The 12130-nt window shown below is 34.4% G+C and carries 26 protein-coding genes; all 26 read right to left on the bottom strand.

All coding sequences use genetic code 11. From position 1 onward, the window contains the following. Positions 1-477 (bottom strand): DNA-directed RNA polymerase subunit alpha (locus OU788_RS10310; RefSeq protein WP_446751485.1); only part of this gene is annotated, 477 nt, incomplete at its 3' end. A gap of 103 nt (positions 478-580) precedes the next feature. Beyond that, a complete protein-coding gene (gene rpsD, locus OU788_RS10305) occupies positions 581-1186 on the bottom strand; it encodes a 30S ribosomal protein S4 (protein WP_047789817.1) in 606 nt (201 codons plus the stop codon). Between the two features lie 133 nt (positions 1187-1319). After that, on the bottom strand, positions 1320-1706 hold the full coding sequence (gene rpsK / locus OU788_RS10300; protein WP_028890747.1) for a 30S ribosomal protein S11: 387 nt from the start codon (positions 1704-1706) through the stop codon (positions 1320-1322). Between the two features lie 33 nt (positions 1707-1739). Continuing rightward, positions 1740-2105: a 30S ribosomal protein S13 gene (gene rpsM / locus OU788_RS10295; RefSeq protein WP_028890746.1), complete on the bottom strand. Its 366-nt coding sequence runs from the start codon at positions 2103-2105 to the stop codon at positions 1740-1742. Between the two features lie 106 nt (positions 2106-2211). Next, on the bottom strand, positions 2212-2328 hold the full coding sequence (ykgO, locus tag OU788_RS10290) for a type B 50S ribosomal protein L36 (RefSeq protein ID WP_010181906.1): 117 nt from the start codon (positions 2326-2328) through the stop codon (positions 2212-2214). Between the two features lie 12 nt (positions 2329-2340). Next, positions 2341-2556, bottom strand: a complete 216-nt coding sequence (infA, locus tag OU788_RS10285; RefSeq protein WP_004568721.1) for a translation initiation factor IF-1 — start codon at positions 2554-2556, stop codon at positions 2341-2343. A gap of 1 nt (position 2557) precedes the next feature. Then, positions 2558-3877, bottom strand: a complete 1320-nt coding sequence (gene secY / locus OU788_RS10280; RefSeq protein ID WP_028890745.1) for a preprotein translocase subunit SecY — start codon at positions 3875-3877, stop codon at positions 2558-2560. A 12-nt stretch (positions 3878-3889) separates the two neighbouring features. Further along, positions 3890-4342: a 50S ribosomal protein L15 gene (rplO, locus tag OU788_RS10275; protein ID WP_028890744.1), complete on the bottom strand. Its 453-nt coding sequence runs from the start codon at positions 4340-4342 to the stop codon at positions 3890-3892. Positions 4343-4353: 11 nt separating this feature from the next. After that, entirely contained in the window at positions 4354-4536 is a 183-nt protein-coding gene (rpmD, locus tag OU788_RS10270) for a 50S ribosomal protein L30 (RefSeq protein ID WP_274635086.1), read from the bottom strand. Positions 4537-4547: 11 nt separating this feature from the next. Then, complete coding sequence (gene rpsE / locus OU788_RS10265) at positions 4548-5069, bottom strand: 30S ribosomal protein S5 (protein ID WP_028890742.1); 522 nt, start codon at positions 5067-5069, stop codon at positions 4548-4550. Positions 5070-5080: 11 nt separating this feature from the next. Beyond that, positions 5081-5431, bottom strand: a complete 351-nt coding sequence (rplR, locus tag OU788_RS10260) for a 50S ribosomal protein L18 (RefSeq protein ID WP_274635085.1) — start codon at positions 5429-5431, stop codon at positions 5081-5083. Between the two features lie 19 nt (positions 5432-5450). Further along, positions 5451-5996 carry a 50S ribosomal protein L6 gene (rplF, locus tag OU788_RS10255; protein WP_274635084.1) on the bottom strand — a complete coding sequence of 182 codons (546 nt, stop codon included), beginning with the start codon at positions 5994-5996 and terminating at the stop codon, positions 5451-5453. Positions 5997-6011: 15 nt separating this feature from the next. Next, positions 6012-6410 (bottom strand): 30S ribosomal protein S8, encoded by a 399-nt coding sequence (rpsH, locus tag OU788_RS10250; protein WP_028890739.1) that lies wholly within the window; start codon positions 6408-6410, stop codon positions 6012-6014. 386 nt (positions 6411-6796) lie between these two features. Beyond that, positions 6797-7066, bottom strand: a complete 270-nt coding sequence (rpsN, locus tag OU788_RS10245) for a 30S ribosomal protein S14 (protein WP_028890738.1) — start codon at positions 7064-7066, stop codon at positions 6797-6799. A 4-nt stretch (positions 7067-7070) separates the two neighbouring features. Then, positions 7071-7622: a 50S ribosomal protein L5 gene (gene rplE, locus OU788_RS10240; RefSeq protein WP_028890737.1), complete on the bottom strand. Its 552-nt coding sequence runs from the start codon at positions 7620-7622 to the stop codon at positions 7071-7073. Positions 7623-7624: 2 nt separating this feature from the next. After that, positions 7625-7933: a 50S ribosomal protein L24 gene (gene rplX / locus OU788_RS10235; RefSeq protein WP_028890736.1), complete on the bottom strand. Its 309-nt coding sequence runs from the start codon at positions 7931-7933 to the stop codon at positions 7625-7627. 14 nt (positions 7934-7947) lie between these two features. Further along, on the bottom strand, positions 7948-8316 hold the full coding sequence (gene rplN / locus OU788_RS10230; RefSeq protein ID WP_028890735.1) for a 50S ribosomal protein L14: 369 nt from the start codon (positions 8314-8316) through the stop codon (positions 7948-7950). Between the two features lies 1 nt (position 8317). After that, positions 8318-8575: a 30S ribosomal protein S17 gene (rpsQ, locus tag OU788_RS10225; RefSeq protein ID WP_028890734.1), complete on the bottom strand. Its 258-nt coding sequence runs from the start codon at positions 8573-8575 to the stop codon at positions 8318-8320. Between the two features lie 18 nt (positions 8576-8593). Beyond that, positions 8594-8785: a 50S ribosomal protein L29 gene (gene rpmC / locus OU788_RS10220; protein ID WP_028890733.1), complete on the bottom strand. Its 192-nt coding sequence runs from the start codon at positions 8783-8785 to the stop codon at positions 8594-8596. A 13-nt stretch (positions 8786-8798) separates the two neighbouring features. After that, a complete protein-coding gene (gene rplP, locus OU788_RS10215; RefSeq protein ID WP_028890732.1) occupies positions 8799-9230 on the bottom strand; it encodes a 50S ribosomal protein L16 in 432 nt (143 codons plus the stop codon). Positions 9231-9249: 19 nt separating this feature from the next. Continuing rightward, entirely contained in the window at positions 9250-9972 is a 723-nt protein-coding gene (gene rpsC, locus OU788_RS10210; RefSeq protein WP_028890731.1) for a 30S ribosomal protein S3, read from the bottom strand. 11 nt (positions 9973-9983) lie between these two features. Continuing rightward, positions 9984-10388 (bottom strand): 50S ribosomal protein L22, encoded by a 405-nt coding sequence (rplV, locus tag OU788_RS10205; RefSeq protein WP_028890730.1) that lies wholly within the window; start codon positions 10386-10388, stop codon positions 9984-9986. Positions 10389-10397: 9 nt separating this feature from the next. Continuing rightward, the gene (rpsS, locus tag OU788_RS10200) at positions 10398-10676 is read right to left on the bottom strand and encodes a 30S ribosomal protein S19 (protein WP_028890729.1); all 279 of its coding nucleotides are present in this window, start codon (positions 10674-10676) and stop codon (positions 10398-10400) included. A 6-nt stretch (positions 10677-10682) separates the two neighbouring features. Next, positions 10683-11507, bottom strand: a complete 825-nt coding sequence (gene rplB / locus OU788_RS10195; RefSeq protein WP_028890728.1) for a 50S ribosomal protein L2 — start codon at positions 11505-11507, stop codon at positions 10683-10685. Between the two features lie 11 nt (positions 11508-11518). Then, positions 11519-11809, bottom strand: coding sequence for a 50S ribosomal protein L23 (gene rplW / locus OU788_RS10190; protein ID WP_274635083.1), 291 nt, complete (start codon positions 11807-11809; stop codon positions 11519-11521). An 8-nt stretch (positions 11810-11817) separates the two neighbouring features. Next, the coding region (rplD, locus tag OU788_RS10185; RefSeq protein WP_274635082.1) for an uL4 family ribosomal protein at positions 11818-12130 on the bottom strand (313 nt) is incomplete at its 5' end.

The raw sequence follows: 12130 nt of genomic DNA, 5'->3' as shown, positions 1-12130 counted from the left end.
TTTGTTTTCTTCTGCTGGCACGAAACCTCTACCTTTTTCAATGGTAATTTCAGCATTTAACGTTACTGATTTATCCATGTTACAAAGTACTAACTCTGGGTTTAATACCTGGAAACCTGAGATAAATTTTTGTAAATCTCCAGCGGTTAATTGCTCTTGTCCTGATATTGCGATAGAAACTGTTTCTCTGTCAGATTCTTCAATCTGCTTCTTAAAACGAACTTGTTTTAAGTTTAAGATGATTTCAGTTACGTCTTCTACAACACCTTGAATTGTAGAGAATTCGTGATCTACTCCATCAATACGTAATGATGTAATAGCAAATCCTTCTAATGAAGATAATAATACTCTTCTTAAAGCATTACCAACTGTTAATCCAAAACCTGGTTCAAGAGGTCTAAATTCGAATCTTCCTGAAAAATCAGTAGATTCAATCATGATTACTTTATCAGGTTTTTGAAAATTTAAAATTGCCATATTAATTTGTTTTCTTCGTTTTAATTGTTAATCAGTTGCGCGGTTTATAAGTTTGAAGAAGTTCGAATAAACCCTTTGGCTGAATACCAATATAATTAATTTATTACTTAGAGTATAATTCTACGATTAATTGCTCTTTAATGTTCTCTGGAATTTGTAATCTTTCTGGAGCTTTTACAAAAGTTCCAGATTTTTGATCAGCATTCCAAGTTAACCATTCGTAAACATTGCTATTAGCTGCTAAAGCATTTTCAATAGCTTCTAACGACTTAGATTTTTCTCTTACTGCTACTACATCTCCCTCTTTTAATCTATAAGATGGAATATTAACGATATCTCCGTTAACTGTAATGTGGCGGTGAGATACTAACTGACGTGCAGCTCTACGTGAATTAGCAACACCTAAACGGTAAACAACGTTATCTAAACGAGATTCACATAATTGTAATAAGATTTCACCTGTTACTCCTTGAGAAGCTGATGCTTTTTTGAAAAGGTTACGGAACTGACGCTCTAAAATACCATAAGTATATTTAGCTTTTTGCTTCTCCATTAATTGGATTGCATATTCAGATTTTTTTCCTCTTCTCTTACCAACACCGTGTTGTCCTGGAGGGTAATTTCTTTTTTCGAAGTTCTTGTCATCTCCGAAAATTGCCTCGCCAAATTTACGAGCAATCTTAGTTTTTGGTCCTGTATATCTTGCCATTTGTAATAAAAATTAGTAGGGATTATGAATTAAGGCGTACTCCTTCGATAATCTTTAAATCCTACTGTGTTAAAATACTTGTTTTTTGCGCACAAAAGTACGCTAAATAAAGTATAAGTTGAATTAATTCAACTTATACTCTTCTTCTTTTAGGTGGACGACATCCGTTGTGTGGAATTGGAGTAACATCGATGATTTCAGTTACTTCGATACCAGCATTGTGGATAGATCTGATTGCAGATTCTCTACCGTTACCTGGTCCTTTAACATACACTTTTACTTTACGTAAACCAGCTTCTTTTGCAACTTCTGCACAATCTTCTGCTGCTAATTGAGCTGCGTAAGGAGTGTTCTTTTTAGAACCTCTGAAGCCCATTTTACCTGCAGATGACCAAGAAATTACATCACCTTTTTTGTTTGTTAAAGAAATAATAATATTGTTAAATGATGCAGTTACGTGAGCTTCACCAACTGATTCAATTATAACTTTACGTTTTTTTGTTACTTTAGACTTTGCCATAATTCTTTACTATTAGTAAAAAATAATCAATGATTATTTTTTCTTGTTAGCTACAGTTTTTCTCTTACCTTTTCTTGTACGAGAGTTATTCTTCGTTCTTTGTCCTCTTAATGGTAAACCAAGTCTGTGACGAATACCTCTTTGACATCCGATGTCCATTAAACGTTTAATGTTTAATTGAACTTCAGAACGTAACTCACCTTCAATAGTGTAAGTTCCTACTTGCTCACGAATTGCTGCAATTTGATCATCAGTCCAATCTTGAACTTTGATGCTTTCGTCTATGTTAGCAGCTGCTAAAATCTCTTTAGCTCTGCTTCTTCCTACACCAAAGATATATGTTAAAGCGATAACACCTCTTTTATTCTTTGGAATATCTATACCTGCGATTCTTGCCATATAATTTAGTTTTTAGCTGTTAGCTTTTAGTTGTTAGAATCCTAAACATTTCTATTTCAAGCAGATTCATCTAACTACTAATTACTAATGACTAGTGTCTTATTTATTATCCTTGTCTTTGTTTAAATCTAGGATTCTTTTTGTTAATTACGTATAAACGGCCTTTTCTGCGTACAATTTTGCAGTCAGCACTTCTTTTCTTTAATGATGCTCTTACTTTCATCAGTGTGTGTTTTTAATATCTGTAAGTAATTCTTGCCTTTGATAAATCATACGGGCTCATTTCTAATTTTACCTTGTCTCCTGGTAATAACTTTATATAATGCATACGCATTTTTCCTGAAATGTGCGCCGTAACAATATGTCCGTTTTCTAATTCTACACGGAACATAGCGTTTGATAAAGCTTCTGTAATAGTTCCGTCTTGTTGAATTGCTGATTGCTTAGCCATATTATTTTAATGATTTTCTGTTACTGTTTCCTGTTTTCATTAAACCGTCGTAACGACTATTTAATAAATACGAGTTTATTTGCTGAATGGTGTCTATTGCAACTCCTACCATAATGATTAATGAAGTTCCACCGTAAAACATTGCCCAGTTTTGAGTAACTCCAAACTTTACAATGATTGCTGGTAAAATAGATAAAGCTGCTAAGAAGATTGATCCTGGTAATGTAATTTTTGACAATACTGAATCTAAAAAGTTAGCTGTTTCTTCACCTGGTTTATACCCTGGAACAAAACCATTACTTCTCTTTAAGTCTTCTGCCATTTTATTCGTTGGAATAGTAATAGCTGTATAAAAGTAACTAAAGACAATAATTAATAAAGCAAATATAACGTTATACCATAAACCGTTAATATCAGTTAAACTATTTAATGCTGGGTATTTTTGCCCTAACGCAATTGGTAAAAACATAATTGCTTGAGCAAAGATAATTGGCATTACACCAGCTGCATTCAACTTTAATGGAATGTACTGTCTTGCGCCATCAACATCTTTAATGTTTGTAACTGCTGTACGACGTGCATATTGAACTGCAACTTTGCGTACTGCGGTAACTAATAATACGGTTAACAAGATTACCACAAACCAAACTATTAATTCGATTAAAATCATCATAATTCCTCCTGCTCCTGCAGTTTGCTTAGAAACTAATTCTTGAATAAATGCTGCTGGGAAGTTTGCGATAATACCTACAGTAATTAATAATGATATACCATTACCAACTCCTTTATCAGTAATACGCTCTCCTAACCACATTGCAAAAATTGTTCCTGCACTTAAAAGAATAATAGATGATACCCAAAATGTTGCTCCTGTTACTAAGAATGCTTCAGCTGGTAATCCCATTTGATTTTGGATAACTCCAATATAAGTAGGTGCTTGAAACAATGTAATAGCAATTGTAAGCCATCTTGTAATTTGCGTAATCTTCTTACGTCCACTTTCTCCATCTTTTTGTAGTTTTTGTAAATAAGGTACCGCGATACCCATTAACTGTACTACAATAGAAGCAGAAATATAAGGCATTATACCAAGTGCCATTACTGACGCTCTAGCAAATGCCCCACCTGTAAATGCGTTTAATAAACCTAAAAGTCCATCAGAAGTACTGTCTTTTAATGCTGTTAATTGAGTTGGATCAATTCCTGGTAATGGAACTGCTGCCATAAAACGGTAAACAGCAATTAAACCTAAAGTTAAAAGTAATTTTTCTTTTAACTCTTCTATCTTCCAAATGTCTTTTAAAGTATTTATAAAATTCATCATTTACAATTATTATAAAGTTACTGCTTCACCTCCTGCTGCTTCGATAGCTGCTTTTGCTGATGCTGTATACTTATGTACAGTTATATTTAATTTAGCTTTTAACTCTCCACCACCTAATATTTTTACTAAGTCGTTTTTACGAGCTAATCTGTTTTCAACTAAAACATCTAAATTAACTGTATCTGTTATCTTTCCGTTATCTACTAATGATTGTAACTTGTCTAAATTTACACCAACATACTCTTTACGGTTAATGTTAGTGAATCCAAATTTAGGCACACGTCTTTGAAGTGGCATTTGTCCTCCTTCAAATCCTACTTTACGAGAATAACCAGAACGAGATTTAGCTCCTTTGTGTCCTCTTCCTGCAGTAGTAGCTTTACCAGAACCTTCTCCACGTCCTACACGCTTCCCTTTGTTCTTAGTTGCTCCAGCTGCTGGTTTTAAGTTGTGTAAACTCATCTTTTATTATCTTATTTAATTTCTTCTACAGAAACTAAGTGTTGAACTTTATTTACCATACCCAAAATTGTAGCTGTTGCATCATGCTCTACAGTTTGGTTCATTTTACGTAAACCTAACGCCTCTAACGTTCTTTTTTGATTTTTAAGGCGACCGATTTGACTTTTTACTTGTGTAACTCTAATTTTACTCATCGTCTTAAATTTTAACCGTTAAAAACTTTCTCTAAAGAAATTCCTCTTTGCTTAGCAATAGTTGCTGCGCTACGTAATTGTAATAAAGCGTCAAAAGTAGCTTTTACTACGTTATGAGGGTTTGATGATCCTTGAGACTTTGATAATACGTCTTTAATTCCAACAGATTCTAATACCAAACGTACAGCACCCCCGGCAATAACCCCGGTACCGTGTGAAGCTGGCTTGATGAATACTTTAGCTCCACCAAATTTACCTTTTTGCTCGTGTGGTAATGTTCCGTCTAAAATAGGAATACGCACTAAGTTTTTCTTTGCATCTTCTACTGCTTTTGCAATAGCAGAAGAAACATCTTTAGATTTTCCTAATCCGTGACCTACAACACCGTTACCATCACCAACTACTACGATTGCAGAGAAACCAAATGCTCTACCTCCTTTAGTTACTTTAGTAACACGTTGTACTCCTACTAATTTATCTACAAGCTCTAATCCGCTTGGTTTTACTCTTTCTACGTTTTTATATCCTAACATAATATAATTTCTTAAAATTTTAAACCAGCTTCTCTAGCAGCGTCTGCTAATACTTTAACTCTACCGTGGTATAAATACCCGTTACGATCAAAAGCAACAGTATCAACCCCAGCTTTTTCAGCTTTTTCAGCGATTGCTTTTCCTACTGCTGTAGCTGCTTCTGCTTTAGAACTAGATGTAATTTCTTTATCTCTTGAAGATGCAGATGCTAATGTTACACCAGCAACGTCATCAATTAACTGAGCATAGATTTCTTTGTTACTTCTAAAAACTGATAATCTTGGTTTAGCAGCTGTACCAGTAACTATTTTTCTAATTCTATGCTTAATTCGTTGTCTTCTTTCAAGCTTTGATAATGCCATAATAATTTCTCTTAATTTATTATGCAGATTTACCTGCTTTTCTTCTTAATACTTCTCCTACAAACTTAATTCCTTTTCCTTTGTAAGGCTCTGGCTTACGGAAAGAACGAATTTTTGCTGCAACCTGACCAACTAATTGCTTGTCATGTGAAGTTAATTTTACAATTGGATTCTTACCCTTTTCAGATACTGTTTCAACCTTAACTTCTGGAGCTAAATCTAAAATAATGTTATGAGAGAAACCTAAGGCTAAATCTAATTTTTGTCCTTGGTTAGATGCTCTATAACCAACACCTACTAACTCTAACTCTTTAGTAAATCCTTTGCTTACACCTTCAACCATGTTATTGATTAAAGCACGGTATAAACCATGTGCAGCTCTATGATCTTTACTATCTGATGGTCTTTCTAAAGTGATTGTACCATCTTCTACTTTCACAGTAATATCAGAAGATAACTCTTGAGTTAACTCTCCTAATTTACCTTTTACTGTTACCACGTTTCCGTCTACTTTTACTTCAACACCTTGTGGCAATGCGATTGGATTTTTTCCTATTCTACTCATCTTACAAAATGTTTTTTAGTAAACGTAACATAATACCTCTCCACCAACGTTCTCTTGTCTTGCTTTTTTGTTTGTCATTACACCTTTAGATGTAGAAACAATAGCAATACCTAAACCGTTTAATACTCTTGGCATTTCTTTAGCGCCAACGTACTTACGTAAACCTGGTGTTGAAATTCTTTGAATCTTTCTGATTACTGATTCTTTCGTATCACGATCGTATTTTAAAGCTATCTTGATAGTTCCTTGTACTTTATCGTCATTGAACTGATAACTTAAAATGTAACCTTGATCGAACAAAATTTTCGTCATTTCCTTCTTCAATTTAGAAGCAGGAACTTCAACTACTCTGTGGTTAGCTGCAATAGCATTTCTCACACGAGTAAGAAAATCCGCGATTGGATCTGTATACATAGTTAATTAAATTGCGGTTTTGGTTTTTAGCATCCTTACTTTACTAGGTAAATTACTGATACTAAACCTGAAACCAGTTAATATTTATTTAGTTCGTTTTTTGGGTAAAATCTCATAGGTATTATACTTGCTACAAGTATTTACTTACAAGGCACAATTTACCCTATAAAAACAGTGTGCAAATATACATAAACTTTTTAAAAATCAAACCATTTTAATAATTATCATTTTGAGTACTAATTTATTGCGGATTTTTCAGTCTTTAAAAACTAAATTTTATCCTTTAAAATAGAGTGATAATTCTTTAAAAAGCTACCTTTTTTAAACACAAAAAGGTGGATAACGTTTTATCGTTATACACCTTTTGCTTGTATAGTAAAGAGCTGTTACCAGCTTGCTTTTTTTACTCCTGGAATTAATCCTTGGTTAGCCATTTCACGGAAAGTAACACGTGAAATTCCGAACTGACGCATGTATCCTTTAGGACGTCCAGTTAGCTTACAACGGTTGTGCATTCTAATTGGTGATGCGTTTTTTGGTAACTTTTGTAATGCTTCGTAGTCTCCAGCTTCTTTTAAAGCTTTTCTCTTTTCAGCATACTTAGCAACCATTTTAGCTCTTTTGCGCTCACGCGCTTTCATTGATTCTTTAGCCATCTTATTAATTCTTTTTAAATGGTAATCCTAATTCTCCTAATAATGATTTAGCTTCTTTATCAGTGTTAGCAGATGTTACGAAAGTAATATCCATACCACTAATTTTTTTCACTTGATCAATATTAATCTCTGGATAGATGATTTGTTCAGTAATACCTAAGTTGTAGTTACCTCTACCATCAAAACCGTTTGCTTTGATTCCGTTAAAGTCTCTTACACGTGGTAAAGAAGCTGTAACTAATCTATCTAAAAACTCGTACATTTTATCACCTCTTAACGTAACTTTTGCACCAATTGGCATTCCTTTACGTAATTTGAAGTTTGCAACGTCTTTCTTAGAAATTGTAGATACTGCTTTTTGACCTGTAATTGTAGTTAACTCATCAATAGCATATTCTATTAATTTCTTATCTGCTATAGCTGCACCAACACCTTTACTTACAACGATTTTTTGTAATTTAGGTACTTGCATTACATTGCTATAACCAAATTCATCAGTAAGAGCTTTGATAACTCTGCTCTTGTACTCTTCTTTTAATCTTGGTACGTAACTCATGGTTATATTGCTTTATCTGATTTTTTTGATACTCTTACTTTCTTATCTCCTTCTACTTTGTAACCAACTCTTACTGCTTCACCGTTTTCAACTAAAGCAACGTTTGAGATGTGTAATGGAGCTTCCTTTTTTACAATTCCTCCTTGTGGATTAGCTGCTGAAGGCTTAGTGTGTTTAGACACCATGTTTACACCTTCTACTACAACTCTATCCTTATCTTTGATGATTTGTAAAACTTTACCTTCAGATCCTTTGTGATCTCCTGCTATAACTTTAACAGTATCTCCTGATTTAATTTTAAATTTTTTCATTTTAAAATCTGATTTTATAACACCTCAGGTGCTAATGATACTATTTTCATAAATTGTTTCTCACGTAATTCACGAGCCACAGGACCGAATACACGTGTTCCTCTCATTTCCTCTGAAGGATTTAAAAGTACACAAGCATTATCGTCAAATCTGATGTATGATCCGTCTTTACGTCTAACTTCCTTCTTAGTACGAACAACAACTGCACGAGATACTTGACCTTTCTTTACAGTTCCGTTTGGAGTTGCAGATTTTACCGTAACAACGATTTTGTCTCCAACGCTAGCGTAACGCTTTTTTGTTCCTCCTAAAACTCTAATCACTAAAACTTCTTTTGCTCCAGTGTTATCTGCGACTTTTAATCTTGATTCTGTCTGTAACATATTATTTAGCTCTTTCTAGGATTTCTACTAATCTCCAACGCTTAGATTTACTCATAGGACGTGTTTCCATGATCCTTACAGTATCACCTTCGTTGCAATCGTTATTCTCGTCATGTGCAACGTACTTCTTAGTCTTTAATACGAACTTTCCGTACATTGGGTGCTTTACTCTTTTTACCTCGCTAACTACGATAGATTTCTCCATTTTGTTGCTAGATACTACACCGATTCTCTCTTTTCTAAGATTTCTTTTTTCCATCTTTAAAACTGACTAGAATTATTGTAATTCTCTTTTAGTTAACTCTGTAGCAATTCTTGCCACAGTTTTTCTTAAGCTACGTAACTCTAATGGGTTTTCCAATGGAGTTATGGCGTGGGCCATCTTAAGATCAGTATAATTTTTCTTCAACGCTCCAAGCTTTTCTTGTAAGTCAGCTGTTGATAATTCTTTAATTTCTGATTGTTTCATGATCTAAATAGAATTAAGCGTTATAATCAAAATCTCTTGCTATTACAAACTTCGTTTTTACAGGAAGTTTTTGAGCTGCTAAACGTAAAGCTTCTTTTGCTACTTCCATTGGTACTCCACCAACTTCAAACAAAATTCTACCTGGTTTAATAACAGCAACAAAATGATCAGGTGCACCTTTACCTTTACCCATACGTACCTCTAATGGTTTCTTAGTGATAGGTTTGTCTGGGAAAATTTTAATCCAAAGTTGCCCCTCTCTTTTCATATAACGAGTTGCCGCAATACGAGCTGCCTCAATTTGACGAGAGGTAAGTAAGTTCTGGTCTAATGATTTGATACCAAACATTCCGTTAGAAAGTTGAGTACCTCTACCAGAGTTACCTTTCATATTTCCTTTCGCCTTCTGTACCTTACGGTATTTTACTCTTTTTGGCTGTAACATTTTTAATTTCTTTTAAAAATTATTTTCTTCTGCGAGGTTGGCGTTTTGCATTACCACCACCTTTGTTAGAGTTACCTTTTTGTTTAGATAATCCTACTAATGGAGATAATTCACGTTTTCCATAAACCTCACCTTTCATAATCCATACTTTCACACCGATTCTTCCGTATGTAGTATGTGCTTCAACAAGTGCATAATCGATGTCTGCTCTGAAGGTAGAAAGAGGAATTCTTCCTTCTTTGTAATGCTCAGAACGTGCCATTTCAGCTCCGTTTAAACGACCTGATAATTGCACTTTAATTCCTTCTGCATTCATTCTCATTGCAGCAGCAATCGCCATCTTTGTAGCTCGCTTGTAAGAAATTCTGTTTTCGATTTGACGTGCGATACTAGCTGCAACTAAGTTTGCATCTAATTCTGGACGCTTAATTTCGAAAATGTTAATTTGAACTTCTTTTCCTGTAATCTTCTTAAGCTCTTCTTTTAACTTGTCTACCTCTTGACCTCCTTTACCAATAATGATACCTGGACGTGCAGTAGTGATAGTAACGGTTACAAGTTTTAAAGTACGCTCAATAATAATACGAGAAACACTTGCTTTTGATAAACGAGCGTTGATATACTTTCTGATTTTATCATCTTCAGCAATCTTATCTCCGTAGTCATTTCCACCATACCAGTTAGATTCCCATCCTCTGATAATTCCTAAACGATTTCCTATTGGATTTGTCTTTTGTCCCATTTCTACTTTGATTAATTACTGTTATTTTTAGTTCCTAACTCTAAAGTCACGTGATTAGAACGCTTACGAATTCTGTGTGCACGCCCTTGTGGAGCTGGTCTTAACCTTTTTAACATACCTGCGCTATCAACACAAATTGATTTTACATATAATCCTGCATCTTCGATGCTAGCATCTTCGTTTTTAGCTTGCCAGTTAGCGATAGCTGATAACAATAACTTTTCTAAGTTACGTGATGCTTCTTTTGGACTGAATTTTAAGATTTGTAAAGCTTTTTCAACTTCTACTCCTCTTACTAAATCTGCTACCAAGCGCATTTTTCTTGGTGATGTAGGACAATTAGTTAATTTAGCAAAAGCTCTAGACTTTCTAGCTTCTTTTAACTGTGTTGCCATGTTATGTTTACGACTTCCCATAATTTCCTACTATTTTTTACCTTTATTTTTTGCACCAGCGTGCCCTCTAAAAGAACGTGTTGGTGAAAATTCGCCTAATTTATGACCTACCATGTTTTCAGTAACGTAAACTGGTACAAACTGACGTCCGTTGTGAACTGCAATTGTTTGCCCTACGAAATCTGGAGTAATCATACTTGCTCTAGACCAAGTTTTGATAACTGATTTACTTCCTGCTTCTACGTTAGCTAACACTTTTTTCTCTAACTTATAGTGAACGTAAGGTCCTTTTTTTAATGATCTTGCCATGGTTTATTATTTCTTTCTACGTTCTATAATATACTTGTTACTAGCTTTGGTCTTAGATCTTGTCTTGAATCCTTTAGCTGGGATACCGTTTCTAGATCTTGGATGTCCTCCAGAAGAACGTCCTTCACCACCACCCATTGGGTGATCAACTGGGTTCATACGAACAGCATTCGTTCTTGGTCTTCTACCTAACCATCTACTTCTACCTGCTTTACCAGATACTAATAATTGGTGGTCTGAGTTAGACACAACTCCGATAGTTGCCATACAAGTTAATAAGATTAATCTTGTTTCACCTGAAGGTAACTTTACTGTTGCATACTTACCATCTCTTGCCATTAATTGAGCAAATGAACCAGCTGAACGAGCCATAACAGCTCCTTGTCCTGGGTGTAACTCAATACAAGAAATTGTAGTACCTAATGGAATATCGCTTAAGAACATAGCGTTACCAACTTCTGGCGTTGCTTCTTTTCCTGATACGATTGTTTGACCTACTTTTAAACCGTTTTGTGCAATTACATAACGTTTTTCACCATCAGCATAACTAACTAATGCAATAAATGCAGTACGGTTTGGATCGTACTCGATAGTTTTTACTGTTGCAGGAACACCTTGCTTATCTCTTTTAAAATCGATAATACGGTATTTTTGTTTATGACCTCCACCGATGTTACGTGTAGTCATTCTACCCTGATTGTTTCGACCTCCAGATCGTTTTTTCGGAGCTAATAAAGATTTCTCCGGCTTATCAGTAGTAATGGTGTCGAACCCATTTACAACTCTAAAACGCTGACCTGGTGTTATTGGTTTTAATTTTCTAACTGACATTCTGTCTTTTCTTAAAGATTGTTATAAAAATCAATAGTTTCTCCTTCAGCTAACTGAACGATTGCTTTCTTGTATCCACTTGTTAATCCAGAAACTAAACCTTTTTTAGTGTATTTAGTTTTTCTTAATGCTGGATAGTTCATAGTTTTTACAGACTCGATCGCTACACCATAAGCAGCCTCAACAGCTCCTTTGATTTCTAACTTGTTAGCTTTTTTGTTTACAACAAATGTATAACGGTTGTTTAACTCGCTATCATTTGTAGCTTTTTCTGTAATAATAGGTTTAATTAAAATACTCATCTTCTTCCCTATTTACTTAAATTAGACTCAATTCCTTCTAGAGAGCTCTCAGCAATAACTACTTTGTTAGCATTTAAAACGCTATACGTGTTAATTCCTGAAGCATCTACTACTTTAGAACCTTTTAAGTTACGAGATGATAAGTAAACATTTTTACTTCCTTCACCTAATACGAATAAAGACTTTTTAGCGTCTAATTCTAAAGCTTTTAATACATTGATAAACTCTTTAGTTTTTGGAGCTTCAAAGTTGAAATCTTCAACAACTACTAAATTGTTTTCTTTTGCTTGAATACTTAAAGCTGACTTACGTGCTAAACGC

The organism is Tenacibaculum sp. L6, assembly GCF_028823685.1.
Classification (GTDB): Bacteria; Bacteroidota; Bacteroidia; order Flavobacteriales; family Flavobacteriaceae; genus Polaribacter.
This window is presented reverse-complemented; position numbering and strand designations above follow the sequence as displayed.

What these genes read in the sequence shown, in the direction of transcription:
- rplV (WP_028890730.1), bottom strand. Translation starts at nt 10,388, where the DNA reads ATGGGAAGTCGTAAACATAACATGGCAACACAGTTAAAAGAAGCTAGA.
- rplB (WP_028890728.1), bottom strand. Translation starts at nt 11,507, where the DNA reads ATGTCAGTTAGAAAATTAAAACCAATAACACCAGGTCAGCGTTTTAGA.
- rplN (WP_028890735.1), bottom strand. Translation starts at nt 8,316, where the DNA reads ATGTTACAGACAGAATCAAGATTAAAAGTCGCAGATAACACTGGAGCA.
- rpsM (WP_028890746.1), bottom strand. Translation starts at nt 2,105, where the DNA reads ATGGCAAGAATCGCAGGTATAGATATTCCAAAGAATAAAAGAGGTGTT.
- rpmD (WP_274635086.1), bottom strand. Translation starts at nt 4,536, where the DNA reads ATGAGTAAAATTAGAGTTACACAAGTAAAAAGTCAAATCGGTCGCCTT.
- rplX (WP_028890736.1), bottom strand. Translation starts at nt 7,933, where the DNA reads ATGAAAAAATTTAAAATTAAATCAGGAGATACTGTTAAAGTTATAGCA.
- rplW (WP_274635083.1), bottom strand. Translation starts at nt 11,809, where the DNA reads ATGAGTATTTTAATTAAACCTATTATTACAGAAAAAGCTACAAATGAT.
- rplO (WP_028890744.1), bottom strand. Translation starts at nt 4,342, where the DNA reads ATGAGTTTACACAACTTAAAACCAGCAGCTGGAGCAACTAAGAACAAA.
- rplR (WP_274635085.1), bottom strand. Translation starts at nt 5,431, where the DNA reads ATGGCATTATCAAAGCTTGAAAGAAGACAACGAATTAAGCATAGAATT.
- rpmC (WP_028890733.1), bottom strand. Translation starts at nt 8,785, where the DNA reads ATGAAACAATCAGAAATTAAAGAATTATCAACAGCTGACTTACAAGAA.
- ykgO (WP_010181906.1), bottom strand. Translation starts at nt 2,328, where the DNA reads ATGAAAGTAAGAGCATCATTAAAGAAAAGAAGTGCTGACTGCAAAATT.
- rpsD (WP_047789817.1), bottom strand. Translation starts at nt 1,186, where the DNA reads ATGGCAAGATATACAGGACCAAAAACTAAGATTGCTCGTAAATTTGGC.
- rpsQ (WP_028890734.1), bottom strand. Translation starts at nt 8,575, where the DNA reads ATGGAAAAAAGAAATCTTAGAAAAGAGAGAATCGGTGTAGTATCTAGC.
- rpsH (WP_028890739.1), bottom strand. Translation starts at nt 6,410, where the DNA reads ATGTATACAGATCCAATCGCGGATTTTCTTACTCGTGTGAGAAATGCT.
- rplP (WP_028890732.1), bottom strand. Translation starts at nt 9,230, where the DNA reads ATGTTACAGCCAAAAAGAGTAAAATACCGTAAGGTACAGAAGGCGAAA.
- infA (WP_004568721.1), bottom strand. Translation starts at nt 2,556, where the DNA reads ATGGCTAAGCAATCAGCAATTCAACAAGACGGAACTATTACAGAAGCT.
- rpsS (WP_028890729.1), bottom strand. Translation starts at nt 10,676, where the DNA reads ATGGCAAGATCATTAAAAAAAGGACCTTACGTTCACTATAAGTTAGAG.
- rpsN (WP_028890738.1), bottom strand. Translation starts at nt 7,066, where the DNA reads ATGGCTAAAGAATCAATGAAAGCGCGTGAGCGCAAAAGAGCTAAAATG.
- rpsC (WP_028890731.1), bottom strand. Translation starts at nt 9,972, where the DNA reads ATGGGACAAAAGACAAATCCAATAGGAAATCGTTTAGGAATTATCAGA.
- rplE (WP_028890737.1), bottom strand. Translation starts at nt 7,622, where the DNA reads ATGAGTTACGTACCAAGATTAAAAGAAGAGTACAAGAGCAGAGTTATC.
- rpsE (WP_028890742.1), bottom strand. Translation starts at nt 5,069, where the DNA reads ATGTTAGGATATAAAAACGTAGAAAGAGTAAAACCAAGCGGATTAGAG.
- secY (WP_028890745.1), bottom strand. Translation starts at nt 3,877, where the DNA reads ATGAATTTTATAAATACTTTAAAAGACATTTGGAAGATAGAAGAGTTA.
- rpsK (WP_028890747.1), bottom strand. Translation starts at nt 1,706, where the DNA reads ATGGCAAAGTCTAAAGTAACAAAAAAACGTAAAGTTATAATTGAATCA.
- rplF (WP_274635084.1), bottom strand. Translation starts at nt 5,996, where the DNA reads ATGAGTAGAATAGGAAAAAATCCAATCGCATTGCCACAAGGTGTTGAA.